Source organism: Lipingzhangella rawalii (assembly GCF_031628175.1).
Taxonomy (GTDB): Bacteria; Actinomycetota; Actinomycetes; order Streptosporangiales; family Streptosporangiaceae; genus Lipingzhangella_A; species Lipingzhangella_A rawalii.
This window is the reverse complement of record NZ_JAVLVT010000002.1, coordinates 244,099-265,822: the sequence shown is the minus strand read 5'-3', so window position 1 is coordinate 265,822 and position 21,724 is coordinate 244,099. Positions and strand designations below refer to the sequence as shown.

Genomic DNA, 21,724 nt, shown 5'->3' with positions numbered 1-21,724 from the left:
GAGTGTAGTGACGAATGGCTAAGAAAGCACTGATCGCCAAGGCGAAGCGGAAGCCGAAGTTCGGCGTCCGCGCCTACACCAGGTGCTCGCGTTGCGGGCGCCCCAAGGCGGTCTTCCGGAAGTTCGGGCTGTGCCGGATCTGCTTCCGGGAGATGGCCCACCGCGGCGAACTGCCGGGCATTACCAAGTCCAGCTGGTAGTCCGAGCGCGGAGCGCAGCGAGAGACGAACAACGACAAACCGGGTGCCCTGGGCACCCATGACCACGCCGTAGGTCCGTAGCCGGTCCCCCGTAGGGGGCAGGCCCCGAGCGGGACGTGACCCGGCTCGGAAACCGCGGTGAGGAGGGCCCGTCGGCCATGACAATGACCGATCCGATCGCAGACATGCTGACACGTCTGCGCAACGCGAGTTCTGCGTACCACGAGGACGTGCGTATGCCGTACTCCAAGATCAAGGCGCATATCGCCGAGATCCTGCAACAAGAGGGGTACGTCCAAGGCTGGCACGCCGAGGATGCCGCAGTGGGCAAGAACCTCGTGGTGGACCTTAAGTACGGTCCCACCCGGGAGCGTTCCATCGCCGGGATACGCCGGGTTTCCAAGCCCGGGCTGCGGGTGTACGCCAAGAAGGACAATCTGCCGCGCGTGCTGGGTGGCCTGGGTGTTGCCATCATTTCGACATCGGGCGGCCTGATGACGGATAAGCAGGCCAAGAAGCGTGGCGTGGGCGGCGAAGTCCTCGCCTACGTCTGGTAGCGAGGGGAGAGATTACGCATGTCGCGTATTGGTCGACTGCCGATCGAGATCCCCAAGGGTGTCGAGGTCACGATCGACGGTCAGGATGTCACTGTCAAGGGCCCCAAGGGCACGCTGAGCCACTCGGTCACCGAGCCCATCACGGTGCGGGAGGAGGACGGCTTCCTGATCGTGGACCGTCCCGATGACCACCCGGACCATCGCTCTCTGCACGGCCTGGAGCGGTCCCTGATCGCGAACAACGTGAAGGGCGTCTCTGAGGGTTACACCCGGACCCTGGAGATTCACGGCGTTGGGTACCGCGTGCAGTCCAAGGGGTCGAACCTGGAGTTCTCCCTGGGCTACAGCCACCCGGTCGTGATGGAGCCCCCGGAGGGAATCTCCTTCCGTGTGGAGAAGCCGACCCTGCTGCACGTCGACGGGATCGACAAGCAGGCTGTGGGGCAGGTTGCCGCGAATATTCGGAGTCTGCGTCCGCCGGACCCCTACAAGGCCAAGGGCGTGCGCTACCAGGGCGAGCAGATTCGGCGCAAGGCCGGGAAGACTGGGAAGTAAGGCATGGCGAAGAGTTCAACGCTTTCGCGTAAGCGCACTGCGCCGCGCCGGGTGGCTCGGGAACGCCGGCACCTGCGGATTCGGAAGAAGATCCAGGGTACTGCCGAGCGCCCCCGCCTGGTGGTCAGCCGGTCGTCGAAGCACATCGGCGCGCAGCTCATCGACGACGTCCAGGGGCATACTCTGGCGGCCGCCTCGAGTGTGGACGCCGGAGTGCGCAGTGCTGAGGGTACGAAGACCGACCGAGCCCGTAAGGTGGGCGCATTGCTGGCCGAGCGGGCTCAGGCTGCCGGCCTGCGTTCGGTCGTTTTTGACCGGGGTGGCCACCGCTACCACGGGCGAGTCGCCGCACTGGCCGACAGTGCGCGTGAGGGTGGACTGGAGTTCTGAGGGCGATGATCGCGTTGGCTCCGGTTCACGAGTTGGGTAACGACGAGGAGAGGAACCACTGATGGCTGCAGCTCCGCGGCGCGGCGCCGGTGGCGAGCGGCGTGACCGCCGTGAGGATCGCCGCGGCGGCGCCGCAGACAAGAGTGTCTCCTACATTGAACGAGTAGTGACCATCAACCGGGTCGCGAAGGTGGTCAAGGGTGGCCGCCGCTTCAGCTTCACGGCGCTGGTCGTCGTGGGTGACGGCAACGGCATGGTCGGTGTTGGTTACGGCAAGGCCAAGGAGGTGCCCTCGGCGATCGCCAAGGGTGTCGAGGAGGCCAAGAAGAACTTCTTCCGGGTGCCCCGGGTGGGTGGAACCATCACCCACTGGGTGCAGGGGGAGGAGGCGGCCGGCATCGTCCTGCTGCGTCCGGCGTCACCGGGTACCGGTGTGGTCGCCGGGGGGCCCGTGCGTGCCGTTCTCGAGTGCGCCGGAGTGCACGACGTGCTGACCAAGTCGCTCGGCTCCGCCAATCCGCTGAACATCGTCCAGGCGACGGTGGCGGCGCTGAAGGGTCTGAGCCAGCCGGAGCAGATCGCGGCGCGCCGTGGACTGCCCCTGGAGGACGTTGCGCCGGCGGCGATGCTGCGCGCCCGTGAAGAGGCTAAGGCGGGAGCGTGACGAGGATGGCTCAGGGCACAGACACCAGGCTCAAGATCACGCAGACCCGGTCCGGGATCGGGGGCAAGCGGAACCAGCTGGAGACGCTGCGCACCCTGGGACTGGGGCGGATCGGTAAGGTGACGGTGCGTGGGGATAGCCCCGTGGTGCGGGGTCAGATCTCCATCGTGTCGCACCTCGTCACGGTCGAGGAGGTCAGCGAATGAGCGAGAAGGCTCAGGACGAGCTGCTCAAGCTCCACCACCTGCGGCCCGCCCCCGGCGCGAAGAAGGCCCGGATCCGTAAGGGCCGGGGTGAGGCGTCCAAGGGGAAGACCGCTGGGCGCGGAACCAAGGGGACGAAGGCCCGGGACACGGTGCCCGTCGGCTTCGAGGGCGGCCAGATGCCCCTGATTCGCCGGCTCCCCAAGTTGAAGGGGTTCAGCAACGCCAGGTTCAAGACCACCTATGAGGTCGTCAATCTGGACACGTTGGTGGAGTACTACCCCGAAGGTGGAGAGGTGACGGTCTCCGATCTCGTCGCCAAGCGCGTGGTGCGTAAGAACGCACCGGTGAAGGTGCTCGGTGACGGTGAGGTTTCGGTTGCGCTCAACGTGCAGGCCCACAAGTTCTCCGCCTCCGCCCGCGAGAAGCTCGTTGCGGCGGGTGGCACCGCCACCGAGCTCTAGTGGAACTGTTGGGGGCGTCTGCCGTTGGAACCCGTTAGGTTGGGGGACAGCGGCAGGCGCCCCTGTGGCATTGGCTGCTAGCCTGCCCCCGCAACCTGATGCCCGCCATTCCCGTGGTGGGCTTGACCGCTACGAAGATCCTGGATCGGCCGCCATGTCTGAGTTCGGATCCGCCGACGGCCCGCAGGAGGAGACGTGTTAGGTGCGTTCGTCCGTGCGTTCAGCACGCCCGACCTGCGCAATAAACTGCTGTTCACCCTATTCATCCTGACCCTGTTCCGGATCGGTGCCGTCGTTCCGGCACCCGGGGTCGACTCGGCCGGGATCCAGCAGTGTTTGCAGCTGGCGACCGAAGAGGACACCAGCGGGGTCTACGGCCTGCTGAATCTCTTCAGCGGGGGCGCCCTGTTCCAGCTGGCGATCTTTGCGCTCGGCATCATGCCCTACATCACCGCGAGCATCATTCTGAACCTGCTCACGGTGGTGATTCCTCGCCTGGAGGCGTTGAAGAAGGAAGGGCAGAGCGGACAGGCCAAGATCACCCAGTACACGCGTTACCTCACCATTGCCCTGGCGTTGTTGCAGTCCAGCAGCATGGTGGCGATGGCGCGGACGGGGCAACTGTTCCAGGATGCCTGTCATCCCTCCGAGTATCTGACTTTCCTGGGCACACCCACGGAATGGCTGTCGACCGTCACGATCGTCGCGGTGATGACCGGCGGTACGGCCATCATCATGTGGTTCGGTGAGCTGATCACCGAACGTGGGGTCGGCAACGGAATGTCCCTGCTCATCTTCACCCAGATCATCGCGGTGTTCCCTGCGGAGCTCGGCCGGATCTGGAACGAGGAGGGCGTGTGGATGTTCTCCATCATCGTTGCGGCCGGACTTGTCCTCATCACCGGTGTGGTCTTCGTGGAGCAGGCACAGCGACGCATCCCGGTGCAGTACGCCAAACGCATGGCGGGACGCCGTACCTTCTCGGGCACGTCGACCTACATCCCGCTGAAGGTGAACCAGGCCGGTGTGATCCCGGTCATCTTCGCCTCCTCGCTGCTGTTCCTGCCACAGATGGTCATCGGGCTCATGGGGCAGGACCCGGACAGTCGGGTGGTGCAGATCCTCAGTACCTACTTCGACCCGACCGGCACCCATCCGGTCTACATGGCCACCTTCTTCCTCCTGATCGTCGGCTTCGCGTTCTTCTACGTGGCGATTACCTTCAACCCCACTGACGTTGCCGACAACATGAAGAAGTACGGTGGGTTCATTCCAGGGATTCGTCCCGGACGGCCAACCGCCGAGTACCTCGACTACGTGCTCACGCGGTTGACCACTCCCGGGTCGCTCTACCTGGGTGTGATCGCGTTGCTGCCGATGCTGGCCCTCGGTGCGTCCGGGGCCTCGGCGAACTTCCCCTTCGGGGGAACCAGCATCCTGATCATGGTCGGTGTCGGGCTGGACACGGTGAAGCAGATCGAGAGTCACCTCCAGCAGCGGAACTATGAGGGTTTTCTGCGATAGTGCGTGCCGTATTGGTAGGGCCGCCGGGTGCCGGTAAGGGCACCCAGGCCCAGATCTTGGCGTCAGAGTTGTCGATTCCCCAGGTCTCGACCGGGGACATCTTCCGTGCCAACGTTGGAGGTGGCACGGAGTTGGGTCAGCAAGCGAAGGCGTATATGGACCGGGGTGACCTCGTCCCGGACGAGGTCACCAACGCAATGGTCGCGGACCGCCTCGGCCAGGACGATGCGCGGGCGGGCTTCCTGCTGGACGGATTCCCGCGCAACGTTGCCCAGGCCCGGGCGCTGGACGGGATCCTGGAGGACCTCGGCCAGCGTCTAGACGTGGTACTGGAACTGGTCGTGGAGACCGAGGAGGTTGTCACCCGGTTGTCCGGTCGGCGCTCCTGCCGCTCCTGCAACCACGTGCAGCACGTCATCTTCGATCCGCCGCGCACTCCAGGAGTGTGTGACAACTGCGGGGGTGAGCTGGTGCAGCGCGAGGATGACCAGGAGGAGACCATCCGGCACCGGCTTCGGGTGTACGAGGAGCAGACCGCTCCCCTGGTGGACTTCTACCGCGAGCGCGGGCTGTTGGTCTCCATCCAAGCCACCGGCAGCGTTGCGGATGTGACCGCCCGGGCCTTGGCAGCGGTTCCGACCGGGGAGCGCGGGTAGGCGATGTTGCGTGGTGATCGGGGCTCACGGGTGGAGCTCAAGGACACGGCCCAGATCCGACAGATGCGGGCTGCCGGTCGTGTCGTCGCCGGGACTCTGGACCTGGTGCGCCTCGAGGCACGAGCTGGTATGAGCACGGCCGAGCTGGATGCGCTCGCAGAGGACAGCATCCGCTCGGCCGGTGCCGTGCCCTCGTTCAAGGGGTACTACGGGTTCACTGGGTCCATCTGTGTCTCGGTGAACGAGGAGGTCGTGCACGGAATCCCCCGTGCGGATCGGGTTCTCGCCACCGGGGATGTCCTGTCGGTGGACTGCGGCGCGATCCTGGACGGGTGGCATGGAGATTCGGCGATCACGTTCGTGGTCGGTGGACCACAGGCCGGGACCGAACAGGATCGCGCTCACCTGAATGCGTGTGAGACCGCGATGTGGCGCGGGATTGCTGAGATGTACCCCGGAAACCGGCTGGGGGATATCGGGTACGCGATCGAGTCCTATGTGGCATCGCTGGGTGACTACGGCAACGTACGAGAGTACGGCGGTCACGGTATCGGCTCGGAGATGCACATGGAGCCGCACGTTCTCAACTACGGCAAGCGCCGCCGGGGAATGCGGTTGCAGGAGGGTATGTGCCTGGCGATCGAACCGATGTTGACGCGGGGGACACGAAGCGTCGTTCCGTTGGATGACGGGTGGACGGTCGTCACGGAAGACGGCCAGCCCGCTGCCCATTTCGAACACTCGGTTGCGGTCACCGCGGACGGTCCGCTGGTGTTGACGGCGCGGGACGAGAACCGGGAGACCCTGGCCAGGCTTGGGTTCCGCGACCCCGATGACTCGGGGATCCGGGTAGGCTGAGGGAAGGACACCAGGCGGGACCCTCCCGCTCGTCCAGTCGAGGAGGGATGCGCGGTGAGTGACGCTCATCCCGATATGCGGATCTCCGACGCGGACCGGGACCGGGTGGCGAAGACCCTGCAAGAGCACTTCGCACAGGGCCGGATCGACAATGACGAGTTCCACACTCGCCTCGCCGACGTGTACGCGGCCCGCACCCGTGGCGAACTGGAACCGTTGACCGCGGATCTGCCGGAACAGGACCTGTATCAGCTGCGGGCCTCGTCGGTGGTCGAAGCGGGAGCACTGCCGCGCGGTGGGGTCTTGCGGGATCCCGCACTGGTTATTCCCTGGCTGGTCTGGGGTGGGGTTAGCCTGCTCAACTTCGGGATCTGGTTGGTTATTGCGCTGGCCGGTGGGGATGGTTTCGACCTGTACCCGTGGTGGATCTGGGTTGCCGGTCCCTGGGGTGTAGTGATGCTGATCATCACGGTGGCAGCAGTCCTGGTGGGAGGGCTGGCTCACCGCAGCGCCCGGTAGGAACCGCGCGGCTGTGGGTACACCGTCCCACATGGCCCCAATGTTAGATGCACGGGTTCTGGCGGGGTAGACTGGCTGTGCCCACACGCGGGTTGTTGGGTCGGTGTGTCCGCACCAGCCTCGCCGTGGCGGCACAACCAGGTGTCGCACTGGGTTGGCCCGATGCGCCAGTGTCTCCGCTTTTTCCGGTGTCTGCCCTGGCAGCTGGTCGTTTCATGCCCGGGGAGCCGCCTCGGCGGTCGTGTCGGGTCGGATCGGAGCCACAGGCAGACCAGCACGGCATAGCAACTGTCGTCGAACGAAGTGCGGAGGACATGGCTAAGAAAGACGGCGCCATCGAGATCGAGGGCTCCGTTATCGAGTCCCTTCCCAACGCGATGTTCCGAGTGGAGCTCGACAACGGGCACAAGGTCCTTGCCCACATCAGCGGCAAGATGCGCATGCACTACATCCGTATTCTTCCTGATGATCGGGTAGTTGTGGAGCTGAGCCCGTACGACCTCACGCGCGGGCGCATCGTTTACCGCTACAAGTAGGGCCAGCATCAGCGCCGGTAGCTGACCGAGCGCGAGTTGGCCATCTGAGTCCGGAGCGAGCATGAAGGTCAAGCCGAGCGTCAAGAAGATCTGCTCCAAGTGCAGGGTGATCCGCCGCCATGGCCGGATCATGGTCATCTGCTCTGACCCGCGGCATAAGCAGCGCCAGGGCTAACACCCGAAGCGCCGCACGCAGCACGAATGTGAGCCCATCCCAGTCTTCCGCGTTCGCGGGAGTCAACCCCCGGTCGGAGGCCGGGGCTCGGGCGGGTCGGGCACCCGCTGAGAGGGGATCGGGAGAGACCTCCGCAGAGTACTGAAGGAGAACGCCCGTATGGCACGCCTCGCTGGCGTCGATCTGCCGCGTGATAAGCGCGTGGAGATCGCTCTCACCTATCTGTATGGAATCGGGCGCCCGCGCGCCCAGGAGATTCTCGCGAACACCGGTGTGCACAAACAGACGCGTGTGCATGAGCTCACCGAGGACGAGCTGATCCGGCTGCGGGACTGGATCGACAGCAACTACCAGGTCGAGGGCGATCTCCGGCGTGAGGTCCAAGCGGACATCCGGCGCAAGATCGAGATTGGCTGCTACCAGGGCATCCGGCATCGCCGCGGCCTTCCCGTCCACGGTCAGCGGACGCAGACCAACGCCCGTACCCGCAAGGGCAAGAAGAAGACCGTGGCTGGCAAGAAGAAGGTCAAGAAGTAGTAGGCCGGATCTCGGGTCCGGAGTCCAGACGATCGCAGGAGGCTGTCGCGAATGCCGCCAAAGGGCCGCCAGAACGCGCCACGTAAGGTGCGTCGCAAGGAGAAGAAGAATGTTGCGCATGGTCATGCGCACATCAAGAGCACATTCAACAACACCATCGTGAGCATCACGGACCCCACGGGTTCGGTGATTTCGTGGGCCAGCTCCGGCCAGGTGGGCTTCAAGGGTTCCCGGAAGTCGACTCCCTACGCCGCCCAGATGGCGGCGGAGGCCGCTGCGCGTCGTGCCCAGGAGCACGGCATGCGCAAGATCGACGTGTTCGTGAAGGGCCCCGGTTCCGGCCGGGAGACCGCGATTCGGTCGCTCCAGGCAACGGGGCTCGAGGTTGGCTCCATCCACGACGTAACGCCGGTGCCGCACAACGGGTGCCGGCCGCCGAAGCGGCGTCGCGTCTGACGTCCGCCGGTCCCCGGCCGCACGGTCGGGCGGGGACACCGGTCCGTCCCGGGACCGGGTTGCATAGTCCAGTGACCGTCAAATAGCGGGCGGTCGTGGGAAAGGAAACGTACGACCATGCTTATCGCCCAGCGTCCTTCGCTTACCGAGGAGCCCATCAGCGAGAACCGCTCGCGGTTCACCCTCGAGCCACTGGAGCCGGGGTTCGGCTACACGCTCGGTAATTCGCTCCGTCGGACCCTGCTCTCCTCCATTCCGGGAGCCGCGGTCACCAGCATCCGTATCGAGGGTGTCGAGCACGAGTTCGCGTCCGTGCCGGGGGTTCGAGAGGATGTCACCGAGATCATCCTGAACCTCAAGGGTCTGGTGGTCAGCTCGGAGAACGACGAGCCGGTTCTCATGTACCTGCGGAAGCAGGGCCCCGGCGTGGTGACGGCAGCGGACATCGCGCCACCCGCAGACGTGGAGGTGCACAACCCCGAGCTGCCGATCGCCACACTCAACAGCTCGGGCAAGCTCGAGATGGAGCTCACGGTCGAGCGTGGGCGGGGCTATGTGTCTGCGGCGCAGAACAAGCAGCCGAATCAGGAGATCGGACGCATCCCGATCGACTCGATCTACTCGCCGGTCTACCGCGTCACCTACAAGGTCGAGGCAACCCGTGTCGAGCAGCGCACCGACTTCGATCGGCTGACCCTGGACGTGGAGACCAAGCCTGCGATCCGGCCTCGGGACGCTGTAGCGAGTGCGGGTAAGACCCTTGTCGAGCTGTTCGGACTGGCCCGGGAACTGAATGTCGACGCCGAGGGCATCGACATGGGCCCCTCGGACCAGGATCGTGCCATTGCCGCCGATCTCGCGTTGCCGATCGAGGACCTCAACCTCACGGTGCGCTCCTACAACTGCCTCAAGCGCGAGGGGATCCACAGTGTGGGAGAGCTGGTTGCCCGGTCCGAGCAGGATCTGCTCGACATTCGGAACTTCGGGGCCAAGTCGATCGAGGAAGTCAAGCAGAAGCTCATCGACATGGGGCTTGCGCTGAAGGACTCCCCGCCCGGGTTCGATCCGACGAGCGTGGTCGACCAGTACGAGGACGAAGAAGACGACGAGGACAACGAGTCCTACCGCGAGACCGAGCAGCTCTAGCTCGTCTGAGCAGCACGAGGAGAACGTCACTATGCCCACGCCAACGAAGGGGCCGCGCCTGGGTGGCAGCCCGGCGCACCAGCGCCTCATGCTGGCGAACCTGGCGACCGCACTGTTCGAGCACGGCCGGATCAGGACCACGGAGGCGAAGGCCAAGCGGCTGCGCCCCTACGCTGAGAAGCTCGTGACTCTGGGCAAGCGCGGCGACCTGCATGCCCGCCGGCAGGTGCTGGCAAAGATCTCGGACAAGAGCGTCGTCCATGAGCTCTTCACCGAGATCGGGCCACGCTATGCCAACCGCGACGGTGGCTACACCCGCATCACGAAGGTGGGGCCGCGCAAGGGCGACAACGCCCCCATGGCCGTGATCGAGCTGGTGGAGGCACTGCCCGAGCGCACCGGTGCCGCCGCTGAGTCGACTCCGGCGTCGGCTGCTGCCGCATCCGCGGCCAGCACCGACGACTCCGCATCGGTGGAGAGCGCGGACGAGGGTGCCGACGGCGCGCAGGACGAGGCCAGCGAGGCCACGACCGAGGCCGAGACCTCGGATTCGACCGAAAAGTAGCCGGAGAACCGCTTCGGTGATCCCGGTGCCCGGCTCCCACAGGGGGCCGGGCACCGGTGTGTGTGGGGACGCTGATTCAGTGATGGACGATACCGAGACGGTGCGGCTGCGGCTGGACCTCGCCTACGACGGAACCGACTTCTCGGGTTGGGCGGCCCAGCCGGGGCGGCGTACGGTTCAGGGGGAGCTGGAACAGGCGCTGTGTCGGATCCTACGCCGGAATGCGACACCGGTTACCGTGGCCGGCCGCACCGATGCCGGGGTGCATGCCCGCGGGCAGGTGGTGCACCTGGATGTGCCGGCAGCGGAGCTGGAACGGCTGGACGTCGCCACGCTACCCCGACGGTTGGGTGGGGTGTTGCCACCTGACGTGCGGGTGCATGCCGCTGGTGTGGCCCCGCCCGGGTTTGACGCTCGGTTCGCCGCGTTGTGGCGGCGGTACATCTACCGGGTGAGTGACGCGGTGGGCGGGGTGGACCCGCTGCGTCGGCGGGATGTGCTGTGGCACCGCCGTGGGCTGGACGTGGACCGGATGTGTGCTGCGGCGCGGCTGCTGCTTGGGGAACACGACTTCGCGGCCTACTGTCGCAAACGCCCGGGTGCGAGTACGGTGCGGGAGTTGCAGAGTCTGCACTGGGAGCGGGACGGGGATCTGCTGTTCGGCACGGTCCGTGCCGACGCCTTCTGTCACAACATGGTGCGTGCCCTGGTAGGAGCCCTGCTCGCGGTCGGAGACGGACGCCGGGATGTGGACTGGCCCAGAAGGGTCCTGGCCGCGGGAGAGCGGGACTCGGCGGTTCACGTGGTGCCTGCCCACGGTCTCACCCTGGAGGAGGTCCGGTATCCCGGTCCGGAGGAGCTTGCCTCCCGAGTGGCCACGACCCGCCGGAGACGCGGCCCGCTGCCCGAGACTCCGGACGGGGCGGGAACACCAAACGCGCCACGGTCGGACTCCGGATCCGGCACAATGGGCGCGTAGCCCACACGCAGGAGGCGCGATGTCCGAAGCCCGGGGTGCCGCGGGCCGGATCCGGCTGGACGCGGACGACGACCGCGGCAACGATGCGGCGACCCTCGAGCCCACGTCGGCGAACATCCTGGCGATGCTGGAGCAGTATCTGCTCGCGGAGCACCATCGGAGTGACGACACGCGGCACGAGATCACGACCATGAACGGCTACGAGTTGGTTCTGTCGGACCGCGACCTCGCGCCGCTCCTGCTGGGGGTGGGCATGGCCGAGCTCATGAGCGAGGTGGCCGACACCTCCGCACTGCGCCTCATGGTGGACCGGATCGCGTCGAGGTATGCGCGGTGACGGTGCGGGAGCCGGAGAACCCCAACTCCGTGGTGCGGATGAGCGACATCTACCAGGCCCTGGCGTCTGCGCGGCTGATCGAGCATCATCATGTCACCGAGGATCGGGTGCACTATGTCACGACCTGTGACGGCTACGAGCTGAGGTTCAGTGACGAACACATGGTCGGCTTCCTCGCGGGCGCCTGCGCAACCTACTTCCAGCACCAGCACGGCTTCTACGATCTACTGGCCGAGATCTGGGACCACTATGTGGAGGAACGACGCGAGCGCCGGGACGAGTGAGCCCGCAGCCGTCGAGAGTCAGTCCCGAGCCCGCTCACCCAGCGCGGTGAGTGGCACCTGGAGAAACTCTTCGCTGATCTCGTCCAGTTCGGAGTCCGCATCCTCCGGGCTGCTGCCGTCCTGCCCGCTGGCCAGAGCAAAAACCAGATAGCGCCCCCAGACCGCACCGTGGGCGTGGCCTCCCGCGTACTCCAGCCGTTCTGCGCCGCTGTCCTCCGGGCCGGCCAGCCCGGCAAACCAGTCGGTGGCGGCGACGTCCCGCGAAGCTTCGGCCTGCTCGGCCGCGTCCTGGCTGGGGAGGGCGGCGACACCGACCGTCACGGCATGGTCGTCGCTGACGTAGGAGGAGCGCACCACCTGCCGGCAGTCGTTCTCGACCAAGACCTCTCCGTAGCTGCCATGGGCGACAGCGGCACAGTCCTCGGTGTCGTCCGTGACCACCCGTTCGAAAATGACATTGGCCACCTCGATCTCCGTAGGCTCGAAGAGTGTCTCCGGCTCCAGCGCTGCGGGATCCACCTCCTCGTTGGCCACACGGGATGTGTCGTACTCCTCGCCCGCCGCCGAGGCGGTCTGGGCCGGAGACTCTGAACCGGACGAGGTGGCCAGCAGGAACGAACCTCCGCCCAGAACCAGGAGCAGGGCGAGAAAGGCGCCTCCGAAAACGACGGGGCGTGCGGCCAGCCAGGAGCGCACGCCACGATCCGGCAGCTGACCCATGTCGATTTCTGCTGTGTCCGTGGCATCCGGGCCAGCGCCGGCTGGAGGCGCACTGTCCCGAAACAGGGGACGCTCGTCCGGAAGTCCCCCGACTGGTGGACCACCGGCAGGCGCACCCTGGCCGGGAGGTGGTCCTTGCCCGGGAGGTGGTCCTTGCCCGGGGGGTGGCCCCTGCCCGGGGGGCGGTCCCTGCCCCGGGGGTGGCCCCTGCCCGGGAGGTGGTCCCTGCCCCGGGGGTGGCCCCTGCCCGGGGGGCGGTCCCTGCCCGGGGGGTGGCCCCTGCCCGGGGGGCGGCCCCTGCCCGGGAGGTGGCCCCTGCCCGGGGGGTGGCCCCTGCCCGGGAGGTGGCCCCTGCCCGGGGGGTGGCCCCTGCCCGGGAGGTGGCCCCTGCCCGGGGGGTGGCCCCTGCCCGGGGGGCGGTCCCTGCCCGGGGGGCGGTCCCTGCCCGGGGGGCGGCCCCTGCCCGGGGGGTGGCCCCTGCCCGGGGGGCGGCCCCTGCCCGGGGGGTGGCCCCTGCCCGGGAGGTGGCCCCTGCCCAGGAGGCGGGCCGGCTGCGGCGGAAGGTGGATCGGGCACTGACCCGGGAAAGGCCGGGCCTGTACCCGCTGCCGGGTGCCACGGAGCGCTCCCGTCCGGCGCAGGAACCGCACCGTCCAAGCCGGGGCCTGGGGGTGGCCCGTTCACATGCGGTGGGGGCGGCGCCGACGACTCGGGCGGCAGAACCCCATCGCCGTTCGGTCCGATGGAATGCTGAGGTGTGCCGAGCAGGTCGCCTTCCTCCGCGGAGGGTGTGGCGTTGGAGTGTCCAGCCGGGGGCGTCCCGTGGGAGTGGGGGTCGTATGGTTGGGGTGTGATAGCGGATCCCTCCGAGAAACACTCGGGAGTCAGCAGGAACAGGTACGGTCAGCGCGGGTAGGAACCCTCGCGGTTCGGACACACAGCGGAAATCACGCGTCGCCTGGCCGATGGGCCAAGATCGTGGCTGAGATCGGAGTTGGGGGCACATGCAGGGTGCACCGCGCCAGGAGCCTACCGGATCATGGCCCGAGCACTGGTTTGTACCCGGCATAATAGGTGGTACAGGGAATCCGGGCCGTGATGCCTCCTCTGACTGTCGCATGGGCAGTAGAGTCTCGTTTTGACCTGGTATCGGTCGACACGATAGTCTTACCTGCTGTCGTGCGTTGAGTCGCCGTGAATTGCGGTGTCGCCGTCACACAGGCTCATGTGGGCATCTGTGCGACGCCGTCCTCTGCACAGGCACTCAAGCGCGTGCCTTACTTGGGATCCGCGCCTGCGCCCGACTCCCGAGGTAATGCTGAGTTTCCCGGCTCCGCCGTGGCGGAGGCGGGTCCACCGACTACAGACGAAGGCTTCACGTATCGTGCGCACTTACAGCCCTAAGCCCAACGACGTCCAGCGTCAGTGGCACGTCGTCGACGCTTCCGATGTCGTGCTCGGGCGGCTGGCTAGCCAGGTCGCCACCCTGCTGCGCGGCAAGCACAAGCCGTACTACGCGCCGCACCTCGATGTCGGTGATCACGTGATCGTCATCAACGCCGACAAGGTGGCCCTGACTGGCCGGAAGCTGGACCAGAAGCGCGCTTACCGGCACTCCGGCTACCCCGGTGGACTCCGTTCGGTCGGCTACCGGGAGCTGATGGAGAAGCGGCCGGAGCGCGCCGTGGAGAAGGCCATCAAGGGCATGCTCCCGAAGAGCTCACTCGGACGGAGTATGGCCAAGAAGCTCAAGGTGTACGCCGGACCGGAGCACCCGCACCAGGCGCAGCAGCCGGTGCCGTTCGAGCTCACCAAGATCGACCAGCCCGCCAGCTAGGGGCCGGCCCGCAGGAGGGGCCGGACTCCGAGGTAACGAGACACGAGGAGAACCGTGGCCGAGCCGACCGGCATCGAGGACGCCGTCAACGACTTCGCAGTGGACGACGTGGAGGGGGAGGGCCCCTCTGAGTACACCAGCGAGACCCCGGAAGAGCCAACGTTCGCCGGGGTTCCTGCCGCTGCCGGATTCGCGGGAGGTACCGGGCGGCGCAAGAAGGCGATCGCACGGGTCCGCCTCGCCCCGGGAACCGGCGAGTGGCGGATCAACGGGAAGGCGCTCGAGGACTACTTCCCGGACAAGGTGCACCAGCAGATCGTGAACGAGCCGCTGCGGCTGCTCGGCCTGACCGACGGCTCGGAGATCTATGACGTCACCGTCCGCGTCAACGGAGGGGGCCCCTCTGGACAGGCCGGTGCGGTGTGCCACGGTCTTGCCCGCGCGCTGGCGAGCCATGACCCGGAGAACAACCGGCCGGTCCTGAAGAAGGCTGGGCACCTGACCCGCGACGCCCGTGAGATCGAGCGGAAGAAGGCCGGTCTCAAGAAGGCACGTAAGGCTCCGCAGTACTCCAAGCGGTAGCCCCACCGGCGTACCGGCGCGGACCCGCAACGGGTCCGCGCCTTCGTCGCGTTCGGTGGGTCGATGCCGCCCGTACGGGCGGGTCATCGTTCGGACATTGGTGTTTCGGGAGATAGGGGCGATTCGGTGGCGATTCGGCTGTTCGGTACCGATGGGGTACGTGGACGTGCGGGCGACGACCTCACCGCTGCACTGGCTCTGGAGCTGTCCGTCGCGGCGGCCACGGAGCTGGGTGGTGGAAGTGTCGATCCCGCACAGCGCCCATGTGCTGTCGTTGGGCGTGACCCGCGGGCCTCGGGAGAGTATCTGGAAGCGGCCGTGGTCGCCGGTCTGGCCAGTGCCGGTGTGGACGTGGTCCGACTCGGGGTACTCCCGACGCCAGCTGTCGCCTATCTCACGGATGCACTGAACGCTGACCTCGGGGTCATGCTGTCCGCGAGCCACAACCCGGCCCCGGACAACGGGATCAAGTTCTTCAGCCGGGGTGGGCATAAGCTCCCGGACGAGGTTGAGGACGCCATCGAAGCGCGGGTCGGTAAGCCGGCACCACGCATCACCGGGGCTGCGGTCGGCCGGGTCACCGAAGCCAAGGACGCGATCGAGCGCTATGTCCGGCATGTGAACACCGCTAGCACCCAGTCTCTGGACGGGCTGCGGATCGTGGTGGACTGCGCGCACGGCGCGGCGAGCACCGTCGCGCCCGAGGTCTTCCGGCGGGCCGGGGCCGATGTGGTCGAGATCGGGACAGCTCCCGACGGGCACAACATCAACGCTGAGTGTGGATCAACCGCCGTGGAGGCTGTGGCCTCCGCCGTCGTTGAGCACCGGGCCGATGCGGGGCTGGCCTTCGACGGAGACGCGGACCGGTGCCTCGCGGTCACCGCGGACGGCAGCGTTGTCGACGGGGACCAGATTCTGGCCATTCTGGCGGGACAGCTGCACGCCCGTGGGCAGCTCGTGGACGACACCGTGGTGGTCACGGTGATGTCGAACCTCGGTCTACGGATCGCCATGCGCCAGCAGGGGATCTCCGTGGTGGAAACGGCTGTCGGTGATCGCTACGTCCTGGAGGCGATGCGTGCGGGGTCGTACTCCCTGGGTGGGGAGCAGTCCGGGCACGTCGTGCTGCTGGATCACGCCACGACCGGGGATGGCGTCCTGACCGGACTGTTCCTGCTGGCAGCGGTTGCTGCGGAGGGACGTTCCCTCGGGGAACTCAGCAGTGGATGTATGACCCGCCTGCCGCAGGTGCTCGTCAACGTTCGGGACGTGGACAAGGCGCGGGTCGACAGTACCCCGGCGGTCGCTTCCGCGGTTGCCGAGGAGGAGGCCGCGCTGGGGGCCGAGGGCCGGGTCCTGTTGCGTCCCAGTGGAACGGAACCCAAGGTCCGGGTGATGGTTGAGGCCCCTACCGAGGAGCGGGCCCAGGCGGCCGCCGAGCGGCTCGCCGAGGTGGTGCGCAGCGAGCTGGCCTGCCGTTAGATCGTGGTGGCTCGTGGTGGGGGCCGCGGGTACGGGATCGCGGCCCCGCCAGTACGGACAACACCCTGCGGGGCTGAGGTAGCTCCGCTGCCCGGCCCCGGCCCATGGGGTCTGGCGGCCAGAGCAACCGGTCCGCTGGGCCGGTGCCGTCAGTTTCCGAGCACGTGCCCCCACACCGCCTCGGATCCGGTATGGCCCACGATGACCAGCTGTCCCACGGCCCAGCCGCCAGCCGCGAGGGACACGATCGCGAGTCCGGTCACCAGGAACCACCACCATCGGGGGACGACATCGCCGGGGGATGTCGACGTCCAGCGGCGGTCACCCACCGATCCCAGCACGACCACCAGCACGGTGGCCAGGGTGAATAGTCCGACGATCAGGGGAAGCTGCGTACCGAGTCGCTCGTGGTCGGCGAGGACCCCGGTGAGCTCGGAGCCGTACATGTCTGCCGCCAGATCCTGTCCGCTCCACACCGCGACGGGCACTGTGACCCAGGAGAGCACGGCGAGTATGGCGACGGGCCAGCCAAACCGGCGCCGCCAGTGGGAGCGCACGGCGATCGGTAGTGCCGCCAGGACTGCCAGCGGAACGAGTACGATCGTCGCGTGTATGACCAGCGGGTGGAGCGGGAGTCCGTCCACGGTCGGGATCAGGGGCAGCAGGTGGGTGTGCATGGCTCCCAGTCTGGCAGCGTGATCGTTTCCGCACTACTCAACGGTGACGCTCTTGGCCAGGTTTCGCGGCTGGTCCACGTCATTGCCTTTGGCGAGGGCGAGTTCGCAGGCGAAAACCTGGAGCGGCACGGTGGCGACAACCGGCTGTAGCAGGGTGGGCACGGCCGGAATCTCGATGAGTTCGTCGGCGTAGGGGCGCACCGTCTCGTCGCCCTCCTCCGCGATCACGATCGTGCGGGCGCCGCGGGCACGGATCTCCTGGATGTTGGACACCAGTTTGTCGTGGAGTACGCCCCGCCCTTCCCGGGAGGGAACCACGACCACCACGGGAAGCCCCTCCTCGATGAGCGCGATCGGCCCGTGTTTGAGCTCCCCGGCGGCAAAGGCCTCCGCGTGCATGTAGGCGAGTTCCTTGAGCTTGAGGGCTCCCTCGAGCGCCACCGGGTATCCGACATGCCGGCCCAGGAACAGTACGCAGTGCGCCGTCTCCAGGGAACGGGCGAGCTGGCGTACCGGCTCGATGGTGTCCAGGACCCGCGTCACCGCGTCCGGCATGTTGGCCAGCTGGTCGATGATCGCCTGTACCTCGTCGCCGAACTTCAGACCACGCACCTGCGCCAGGTACATCCCTACCAGGTAGCAGGCGACGAGCTGGGTGAGGAAGGTCTTGGTCGCGGCTACGCCAACCTCGGGGCCGGCGTGGGTGTAGACCACCGCATCCGCTTCCCGCGGGATGCTGGAACCGTTGACGTTGCAAATGGCCAGGACCTTCGACCGCTGCTCGCGAGCGTGGCGCAACGCCATCATCGTGTCCAGGCTCTCCCCGGACTGGGAGATCGCGATGACGAGGGTCTGCGCGTCCAGGATGGGATCGCGGTACCGGAACTCACTCGCGACCTCGACCTCACACGGGATACGGCACCAGTGTTCGATCGCGTACTTGGCGATCAGGCCGGCGTGGTACGAGGTACCGGCGGCGATGATCACGATCTTGTGGATGTCACGCAGGTCGGCGGCACTGAGTCGCATCTCGTCCAGGCTCAGGGTGCCGTCCACGCCCAGCCGGCCCAACAGGGTGTCGGCCACGGCACGGGGCTGCTCCACGATCTCCTTGAGCATGAAGTAGTCGTAGCCGTCCTTCTCGGCCGCCGAGGCATCCCAGTCGACGTGGTACTCACGGACCGGTGCTGGATTCCCCTCGTAGTCCGTAACCCGGATCGAGTCGCTGCGCAGCTCCACAACCTGGTCCTGTCCGAGCTCCACCGCCGAACGCGTGTGCGCGATGAACGCAGCCACGTCGCTGGCCAGGAAGTTCTCGCCTTCACCGCGTCCGACAACCAGGGGAGAGTTGCGGCGAGCCGCGACCACGAGCCCGGGGTCATCCACCGAAGAGGCGACCAGGGTGAACGTGCCCTCGAGACGTTGACACACACAGCGCAGCGCGGCTGCGAGGTCACCGCCGTTGTGCTGCAACTGGATGCTCAACAGATGCGCGGCGACCTCTGTGTCGGTCTCCGAGCGGAACTTGCAGCCCAGCTCCTCCAGTTCGAGGCGGAGTCGGGCGAAGTTCTCGATGATTCCGTTGTGGACCACCGCGACCCGGTTGTCGTTGTCCACGTGCGGATGCGCGTTGCGGTCGGTGGGTGCCCCGTGGGTGGCCCAACGCGTGTGCCCGATACCGGCGGTGCCGTCCGCGGTGCGTTGGGTCGGCAGTACGGAACGGAGATTGCCGAGCTTTCCGGCACGCTTCTGGGTCGTGAGCCCGCCGTCGGCGAACACCGCGACGCCAGCAGAGTCGTATCCCCGGTACTCGAGGCGGCCGAGTCCATCAACCACAACATCAAGCGCCGGTTGCGGCCCGACGTAGCCAACGATTCCGCACATGGCCGTCAGCGTAGCTGCTGTGGAACGGTCGTGTGGCCGTGGTTCGGCTCACTTTGCTCGGATTTTCGCAGGTCGCGGTATAGACCAGTCGCGGGGGGGTGGGCGGGTGCGCTGCTGCGGCGCGGCTCGATCTGGCGCTGCCGGGTGCGGTGACGTGCTCAGGTGCGGGCGACGTCGGGCCGGATCCGGTCGTGAACTGTCGTGGTCTAGGGTGGGCAGATGTGTCTCAGGTGACGAAGAACGGGTTCACGAGCCCGTACGTCGAATTGGACCGTCCCGCGTGGGCGGCGCTGCGGGCGGCCACACCGCTGTCCCTCACCGAGGACGAGCTGGCCGAGCTGCGGGGTACTGCCGACCCGACGTCGCTGGCGGAGGTGCGGGATATCTACCTGCCTCTGTCCCGGCTGTTGAACCTGTACGTGGGGGCGACCCGGCAGCGGCACGCCGCGGTTCGTGGGTTCCTGGGTGAGGACGACCAGCCCACGCCGTTTGTGATCGGTATCGCCGGAAGCGTGGCCGTCGGCAAGTCCACGATCGCTCGCCTGTTGCGGGCCCTGCTCGCGCAGTGGCCGGATCATCCACACGTCGAGCTGGTCAGCACGGACAACTTCCTCTACCCGAATGCCGTCCTGGCCGAACGGGAGCTCATGCACCGCAAAGGGTTCCCGGAGAGCTTTGACCGACGCGCACTGGTCCGGTTCGTCTCCCGCATCAAGGCGGGGGTGCCGAGTGTGGACATCCCCGTGTACTCCCACCTCGCCTACGACATTGTTCCCGGGGCGGCCCAGACGGTGTACCGCCCGGACATTCTGGTCGTGGAGGGAATCAACGTCCTCCAGCCGCCGTCCGCGGGTCGGCTCGCCGTGGCGGACTTCTTCGACTTCTCCCTCTACGTCGACGCCAAGCGGGAGCACATTCGGTCCTGGTACCTGGAACGGTTCGAGGCGCTGCGGCGTACCCGGTTCGAGGATCCACGCTCCTATTTCCACAATATGGCCACCCTCGCCGACGACGCCGCGGCTCGAGAGTTCGCGGAGCGTACCTGGCGCACGATCAACGAAGTCAACCTGGTGCACAACATCGCGCCAACCCGGGGCCGCGCGACCCTGGTGCTGTACAAGGGCGAGGACCACCGGGTGCGCCGCGTGCGACTACGCAAAACCTGATCCGGGTGCCGCCTTCCGGTGTGGGTAGGTTGTGGACGTACGCAGGGCCGTTGGCTGGGCACACCCGAGCCGGTGGCGGCCTCCGGGTGATCGGCCTCAGACGGTCCAACAACCGTGCGGCGCGCAGCGGCCGCCTCAGCTGTCGCATCGAAAGGAAGGTCCCGGTTGCGTTGTGCGCACGACGTCGCCACGGTCCGTGTGGCCGAGGCGGCACTGATGGAGCGGCTGCCCGACGGCGCGTTGATGCGCCGGGCCGCAGCCGGGCTCGCCGCCGTCTGTGCCCGGATGGTGCCGCGGGTGTACGGGAGCCGGATCGTGCTGCTGGTCGGCAGCGGGGACAACGGTGGGGACGCCCTGTACGCCGGAGCCAGGCTCGCCCGCCGCGGGGCCCGGGTGCGGGCGGTGGCTGCGGGATCCCGGCTGCATGCCGGCGGTCGTGCGGCGCTGCGCTCCGCAGGGGGACGAACGAGTCCAGTCACCGAGGCCGCAGCAGAGCTCGCCGCGGCGGATCTGATCATCGACGGCCTGGTGGGTATCGGGGCCCGCGGGGGACTCCGTGCGCCGCACGCCGAGCTGGCCCGGCTGGCCGGACAGGCCTCGGCCCCGACGGTCGCCGTGGACCTCCCCAGCGGAGTGGACGCCGATACGGGCGAAGTGACCGAACCAGCGGTGCGCGCCGATGTCACGGTCACCTTCGGTACCTACAAGCCGGGACTTCTGGTCGATCCGGGGGCCCACCACGCGGGTGTCGTGGAACTGGTGGACATCGGTCTGGACCCGATGCTGCCGGAACCGGTCCTGGTGGCGCCGCAGTCCGGCGATATCGCGCGGGCGCTGCCCGGCCTCCCGACGGAGACCCACAAGTACCGACGCGGTGTGGTGGGCATCGCCGCGGGCAGTGACCGGTATCCCGGGGCGGCGGTGCTGTGCGTTGGCGGCGCGCTGCGCGTCGGCGGCGCCGGAATGGTCCGCTACAGCGGGGCGGCAGCGGTGGGAGCCGAGGTGCTGCGCCGCTGGCCGGAGACGGTTGTCACGGCCGAGTCCGACACGGCGGACATCCCGTCGACGGCGTCCACACGGGTGGACGCCTGGGTTCTGGGGTCGGGACGCGGCACGGACCAGAACGCGGCCGCGGAGTGGCGCACGGTTCTGGCCAGCGAACGCCCGGTGGTCCTGGACGCCGACGGCCTCACCCTGCTGAGCCGGCATCCGCAGTGGGTGCGCAACCGGACCGCACCCACCGTGCTCACACCGCACGCCGGGGAGCTGGCGCGGCTGCTTCCCGGAACGGAACGCACCGACGTCGAGGCACGGCGGCTGGCCCATGTGCGTCGGGCCGCCGACGAGCTGGGCTGTACGGTCCTGCTGAAGGGGTCCACGACCGTGGTGGCGGAGCCGGGACATGCCCCGATCGTGAATCCCACCGGGACACCGTTGCTGGCAACCGCGGGTTCCGGTGACGTCCTCGCCGGAATGATCGGCTCCCTCCTCGCCTCGGGCCAGTCTCCGCTCTGGGCCGCAGCATGTGGCGCCTTTCTGCACGGTCTGGCCGCACGGATCGTCCGGGCGGGAGCACCGATCGCGGCCAGCGACCTGCCGGACGGCATCTGCGAGGCGGTCCGGTCCGTTCACGAGCCGACGTGAACCGCGCGGCCCCGTCCGGGGCGTCCCCAGGACGGCTGGGCCGTGCCTTCTGGGAGGTCTGCGGGGTGGGGGTGCTGGTCGGGCCTCCTCGGTAGGGATGGGCGGAGGTCAGGAACGCTCCGGATGC

General features: G+C 67.5%; 28 protein-coding genes. 25 read left to right on the top strand and 3 right to left on the bottom strand.

Annotation, left to right across the window (positions count from 1 at the left end):
• Nucleotides 1-14: 14 nt before the first annotated feature.
• The 20 genes from RIF23_RS06480 to RIF23_RS06385 all read left to right on the top strand — a co-directional run bounded on the left by RIF23_RS06480 (nt 15) and on the right by RIF23_RS06385 (nt 11,605).
• A complete protein-coding gene (locus tag RIF23_RS06480) occupies nt 15-200 on the top strand; it encodes a type Z 30S ribosomal protein S14 (RefSeq protein ID WP_310911470.1) in 186 nt (61 codons plus the stop codon).
• Nucleotides 201-358: 158 nt separating this feature from the next.
• Nucleotides 359-757: a 30S ribosomal protein S8 gene (gene rpsH, locus RIF23_RS06475; RefSeq protein WP_310911469.1), complete on the top strand. Its 399-nt coding sequence runs from the start codon at nt 359-361 to the stop codon at nt 755-757.
• 18 nt (nt 758-775) lie between these two features.
• A complete protein-coding gene (gene rplF / locus RIF23_RS06470; protein ID WP_310911468.1) occupies nt 776-1,312 on the top strand; it encodes a 50S ribosomal protein L6 in 537 nt (178 codons plus the stop codon).
• Between the two features lie 3 nt (nt 1,313-1,315).
• Nucleotides 1,316-1,702 carry a 50S ribosomal protein L18 gene (gene rplR, locus RIF23_RS06465; protein ID WP_310911467.1) on the top strand — a complete coding sequence of 129 codons (387 nt, stop codon included), beginning with the start codon at nt 1,316-1,318 and terminating at the stop codon, nt 1,700-1,702.
• A gap of 61 nt (nt 1,703-1,763) precedes the next feature.
• Nucleotides 1,764-2,366 (top strand): 30S ribosomal protein S5, encoded by a 603-nt coding sequence (gene rpsE, locus RIF23_RS06460; protein ID WP_310911465.1) that lies wholly within the window; start codon nt 1,764-1,766, stop codon nt 2,364-2,366.
• Nucleotides 2,367-2,371: 5 nt separating this feature from the next.
• Nucleotides 2,372-2,572 carry a 50S ribosomal protein L30 gene (gene rpmD, locus RIF23_RS06455; RefSeq protein ID WP_310911545.1) on the top strand — a complete coding sequence of 67 codons (201 nt, stop codon included), beginning with the start codon at nt 2,372-2,374 and terminating at the stop codon, nt 2,570-2,572.
• Nucleotides 2,569-3,033: a 50S ribosomal protein L15 gene (rplO, locus tag RIF23_RS06450; protein ID WP_310911464.1), complete on the top strand. Its 465-nt coding sequence runs from the start codon at nt 2,569-2,571 to the stop codon at nt 3,031-3,033. Before rpmD ends, rplO begins: the two co-directional genes overlap by 4 nt.
• Before the next feature lie 195 nt (nt 3,034-3,228).
• The gene (secY, locus tag RIF23_RS06445; RefSeq protein ID WP_310911463.1) at nt 3,229-4,557 is read left to right on the top strand and encodes a preprotein translocase subunit SecY; all 1,329 of its coding nucleotides are present in this window, start codon (nt 3,229-3,231) and stop codon (nt 4,555-4,557) included.
• Between the two features lie 11 nt (nt 4,558-4,568).
• Nucleotides 4,569-5,213 carry an adenylate kinase gene (locus tag RIF23_RS06440; RefSeq protein WP_310911544.1) on the top strand — a complete coding sequence of 215 codons (645 nt, stop codon included), beginning with the start codon at nt 4,569-4,571 and terminating at the stop codon, nt 5,211-5,213.
• Between the two features lie 3 nt (nt 5,214-5,216).
• Entirely contained in the window at nt 5,217-6,071 is an 855-nt protein-coding gene (gene map, locus RIF23_RS06435) for a type I methionyl aminopeptidase (protein ID WP_310911462.1), read from the top strand.
• A gap of 54 nt (nt 6,072-6,125) precedes the next feature.
• The gene (locus RIF23_RS06430) at nt 6,126-6,590 is read left to right on the top strand and encodes a DUF1707 SHOCT-like domain-containing protein (protein WP_310911461.1); all 465 of its coding nucleotides are present in this window, start codon (nt 6,126-6,128) and stop codon (nt 6,588-6,590) included.
• A 314-nt stretch (nt 6,591-6,904) separates the two neighbouring features.
• On the top strand, nt 6,905-7,126 hold the full coding sequence (infA, locus tag RIF23_RS06425; protein WP_017593374.1) for a translation initiation factor IF-1: 222 nt from the start codon (nt 6,905-6,907) through the stop codon (nt 7,124-7,126).
• 61 nt (nt 7,127-7,187) lie between these two features.
• Complete coding sequence (gene rpmJ / locus RIF23_RS06420; RefSeq protein WP_310911460.1) at nt 7,188-7,301, top strand: 50S ribosomal protein L36; 114 nt, start codon at nt 7,188-7,190, stop codon at nt 7,299-7,301.
• Between the two features lie 159 nt (nt 7,302-7,460).
• Entirely contained in the window at nt 7,461-7,838 is a 378-nt protein-coding gene (gene rpsM, locus RIF23_RS06415) for a 30S ribosomal protein S13 (protein WP_310911459.1), read from the top strand.
• A 51-nt stretch (nt 7,839-7,889) separates the two neighbouring features.
• Nucleotides 7,890-8,294 carry a 30S ribosomal protein S11 gene (rpsK, locus tag RIF23_RS06410; protein WP_310911458.1) on the top strand — a complete coding sequence of 135 codons (405 nt, stop codon included), beginning with the start codon at nt 7,890-7,892 and terminating at the stop codon, nt 8,292-8,294.
• Nucleotides 8,295-8,411: 117 nt separating this feature from the next.
• Nucleotides 8,412-9,440, top strand: coding sequence for a DNA-directed RNA polymerase subunit alpha (locus RIF23_RS06405; protein ID WP_310911457.1), 1,029 nt, complete (start codon nt 8,412-8,414; stop codon nt 9,438-9,440).
• A 31-nt stretch (nt 9,441-9,471) separates the two neighbouring features.
• Complete coding sequence (gene rplQ, locus RIF23_RS06400) at nt 9,472-10,005, top strand: 50S ribosomal protein L17 (RefSeq protein WP_310911456.1); 534 nt, start codon at nt 9,472-9,474, stop codon at nt 10,003-10,005.
• Nucleotides 10,006-10,087: 82 nt separating this feature from the next.
• Nucleotides 10,088-10,984 (top strand): tRNA pseudouridine(38-40) synthase TruA, encoded by an 897-nt coding sequence (gene truA, locus RIF23_RS06395; protein ID WP_310911543.1) that lies wholly within the window; start codon nt 10,088-10,090, stop codon nt 10,982-10,984.
• Between the two features lie 19 nt (nt 10,985-11,003).
• Nucleotides 11,004-11,321 (top strand): hypothetical protein, encoded by a 318-nt coding sequence (locus RIF23_RS06390; protein WP_310911455.1) that lies wholly within the window; start codon nt 11,004-11,006, stop codon nt 11,319-11,321.
• Nucleotides 11,318-11,605, top strand: a complete 288-nt coding sequence (locus RIF23_RS06385; protein WP_310911454.1) for a hypothetical protein — start codon at nt 11,318-11,320, stop codon at nt 11,603-11,605. The genes RIF23_RS06390 and RIF23_RS06385 overlap by 4 nt, the downstream gene beginning before the upstream one ends.
• 18 nt (nt 11,606-11,623) lie before the next feature.
• Here RIF23_RS06385 and RIF23_RS06380 read toward each other — a convergent pair whose 3' ends face one another.
• Nucleotides 11,624-12,325, bottom strand: a complete 702-nt coding sequence (locus RIF23_RS06380) for a hypothetical protein (RefSeq protein ID WP_310911453.1) — start codon at nt 12,323-12,325, stop codon at nt 11,624-11,626.
• A 1,384-nt stretch (nt 12,326-13,709) separates the two neighbouring features.
• Between RIF23_RS06380 and rplM the strand changes: the two genes are divergently transcribed.
• The 3 genes from rplM (at nt 13,710) to glmM (ending at nt 16,226) form a co-directional block, all read left to right on the top strand.
• Nucleotides 13,710-14,162, top strand: a complete 453-nt coding sequence (rplM, locus tag RIF23_RS06375; protein WP_310911452.1) for a 50S ribosomal protein L13 — start codon at nt 13,710-13,712, stop codon at nt 14,160-14,162.
• 54 nt (nt 14,163-14,216) lie between these two features.
• Complete coding sequence (gene rpsI / locus RIF23_RS06370; protein WP_310911451.1) at nt 14,217-14,744, top strand: 30S ribosomal protein S9; 528 nt, start codon at nt 14,217-14,219, stop codon at nt 14,742-14,744.
• A gap of 126 nt (nt 14,745-14,870) precedes the next feature.
• Nucleotides 14,871-16,226, top strand: coding sequence for a phosphoglucosamine mutase (glmM, locus tag RIF23_RS06365; protein ID WP_310911450.1), 1,356 nt, complete (start codon nt 14,871-14,873; stop codon nt 16,224-16,226).
• Nucleotides 16,227-16,375: 149 nt separating this feature from the next.
• Here glmM and RIF23_RS06360 read toward each other — a convergent pair whose 3' ends face one another.
• Complete coding sequence (locus tag RIF23_RS06360) at nt 16,376-16,903, bottom strand: DUF2231 domain-containing protein (RefSeq protein WP_310911449.1); 528 nt, start codon at nt 16,901-16,903, stop codon at nt 16,376-16,378.
• A 33-nt stretch (nt 16,904-16,936) separates the two neighbouring features.
• Nucleotides 16,937-18,787, bottom strand: a complete 1,851-nt coding sequence (glmS, locus tag RIF23_RS06355; RefSeq protein WP_310911448.1) for a glutamine--fructose-6-phosphate transaminase (isomerizing) — start codon at nt 18,785-18,787, stop codon at nt 16,937-16,939.
• A gap of 221 nt (nt 18,788-19,008) precedes the next feature.
• Here glmS and coaA point away from each other — a divergent pair, with 221 nt between their 5' ends.
• A complete protein-coding gene (coaA, locus tag RIF23_RS06350) occupies nt 19,009-19,953 on the top strand; it encodes a type I pantothenate kinase (RefSeq protein WP_310911447.1) in 945 nt (314 codons plus the stop codon).
• Nucleotides 19,954-20,118: 165 nt separating this feature from the next.
• Nucleotides 20,119-21,597, top strand: a complete 1,479-nt coding sequence (locus tag RIF23_RS06345) for an NAD(P)H-hydrate dehydratase (protein ID WP_310911446.1) — start codon at nt 20,119-20,121, stop codon at nt 21,595-21,597.
• Nucleotides 21,598-21,724 lie beyond the last annotated feature (127 nt).

Coding starts and splice junctions, on each gene's coding strand:
- RIF23_RS06480 (WP_310911470.1), top strand. CDS start 15: ATGGCTAAGAAAGCACTGATCGCCAAGGCGAAGCGGAAGCCGAAGTTC.
- rpsH (WP_310911469.1), top strand. CDS start 359: ATGACAATGACCGATCCGATCGCAGACATGCTGACACGTCTGCGCAAC.
- rplF (WP_310911468.1), top strand. CDS start 776: ATGTCGCGTATTGGTCGACTGCCGATCGAGATCCCCAAGGGTGTCGAG.
- rplR (WP_310911467.1), top strand. CDS start 1,316: ATGGCGAAGAGTTCAACGCTTTCGCGTAAGCGCACTGCGCCGCGCCGG.
- rpsE (WP_310911465.1), top strand. CDS start 1,764: ATGGCTGCAGCTCCGCGGCGCGGCGCCGGTGGCGAGCGGCGTGACCGC.
- rpmD (WP_310911545.1), top strand. CDS start 2,372: ATGGCTCAGGGCACAGACACCAGGCTCAAGATCACGCAGACCCGGTCC.
- rplO (WP_310911464.1), top strand. CDS start 2,569: ATGAGCGAGAAGGCTCAGGACGAGCTGCTCAAGCTCCACCACCTGCGG.
- map (WP_310911462.1), top strand. CDS start 5,217: ATGTTGCGTGGTGATCGGGGCTCACGGGTGGAGCTCAAGGACACGGCC.
- infA (WP_017593374.1), top strand. CDS start 6,905: ATGGCTAAGAAAGACGGCGCCATCGAGATCGAGGGCTCCGTTATCGAG.
- rpmJ (WP_310911460.1), top strand. CDS start 7,188: ATGAAGGTCAAGCCGAGCGTCAAGAAGATCTGCTCCAAGTGCAGGGTG.
- rpsM (WP_310911459.1), top strand. CDS start 7,461: ATGGCACGCCTCGCTGGCGTCGATCTGCCGCGTGATAAGCGCGTGGAG.
- rpsK (WP_310911458.1), top strand. CDS start 7,890: ATGCCGCCAAAGGGCCGCCAGAACGCGCCACGTAAGGTGCGTCGCAAG.
- RIF23_RS06405 (WP_310911457.1), top strand. CDS start 8,412: ATGCTTATCGCCCAGCGTCCTTCGCTTACCGAGGAGCCCATCAGCGAG.
- rplQ (WP_310911456.1), top strand. CDS start 9,472: ATGCCCACGCCAACGAAGGGGCCGCGCCTGGGTGGCAGCCCGGCGCAC.
- truA (WP_310911543.1), top strand. CDS start 10,088: ATGGACGATACCGAGACGGTGCGGCTGCGGCTGGACCTCGCCTACGAC.
- RIF23_RS06390 (WP_310911455.1), top strand. CDS start 11,004: ATGTCCGAAGCCCGGGGTGCCGCGGGCCGGATCCGGCTGGACGCGGAC.
- RIF23_RS06380 (WP_310911453.1), bottom strand. CDS start 12,325: ATGGGTCAGCTGCCGGATCGTGGCGTGCGCTCCTGGCTGGCCGCACGC.
- RIF23_RS06360 (WP_310911449.1), bottom strand. CDS start 16,903: ATGCACACCCACCTGCTGCCCCTGATCCCGACCGTGGACGGACTCCCG.
- glmS (WP_310911448.1), bottom strand. CDS start 18,787: ATGTGCGGAATCGTTGGCTACGTCGGGCCGCAACCGGCGCTTGATGTT.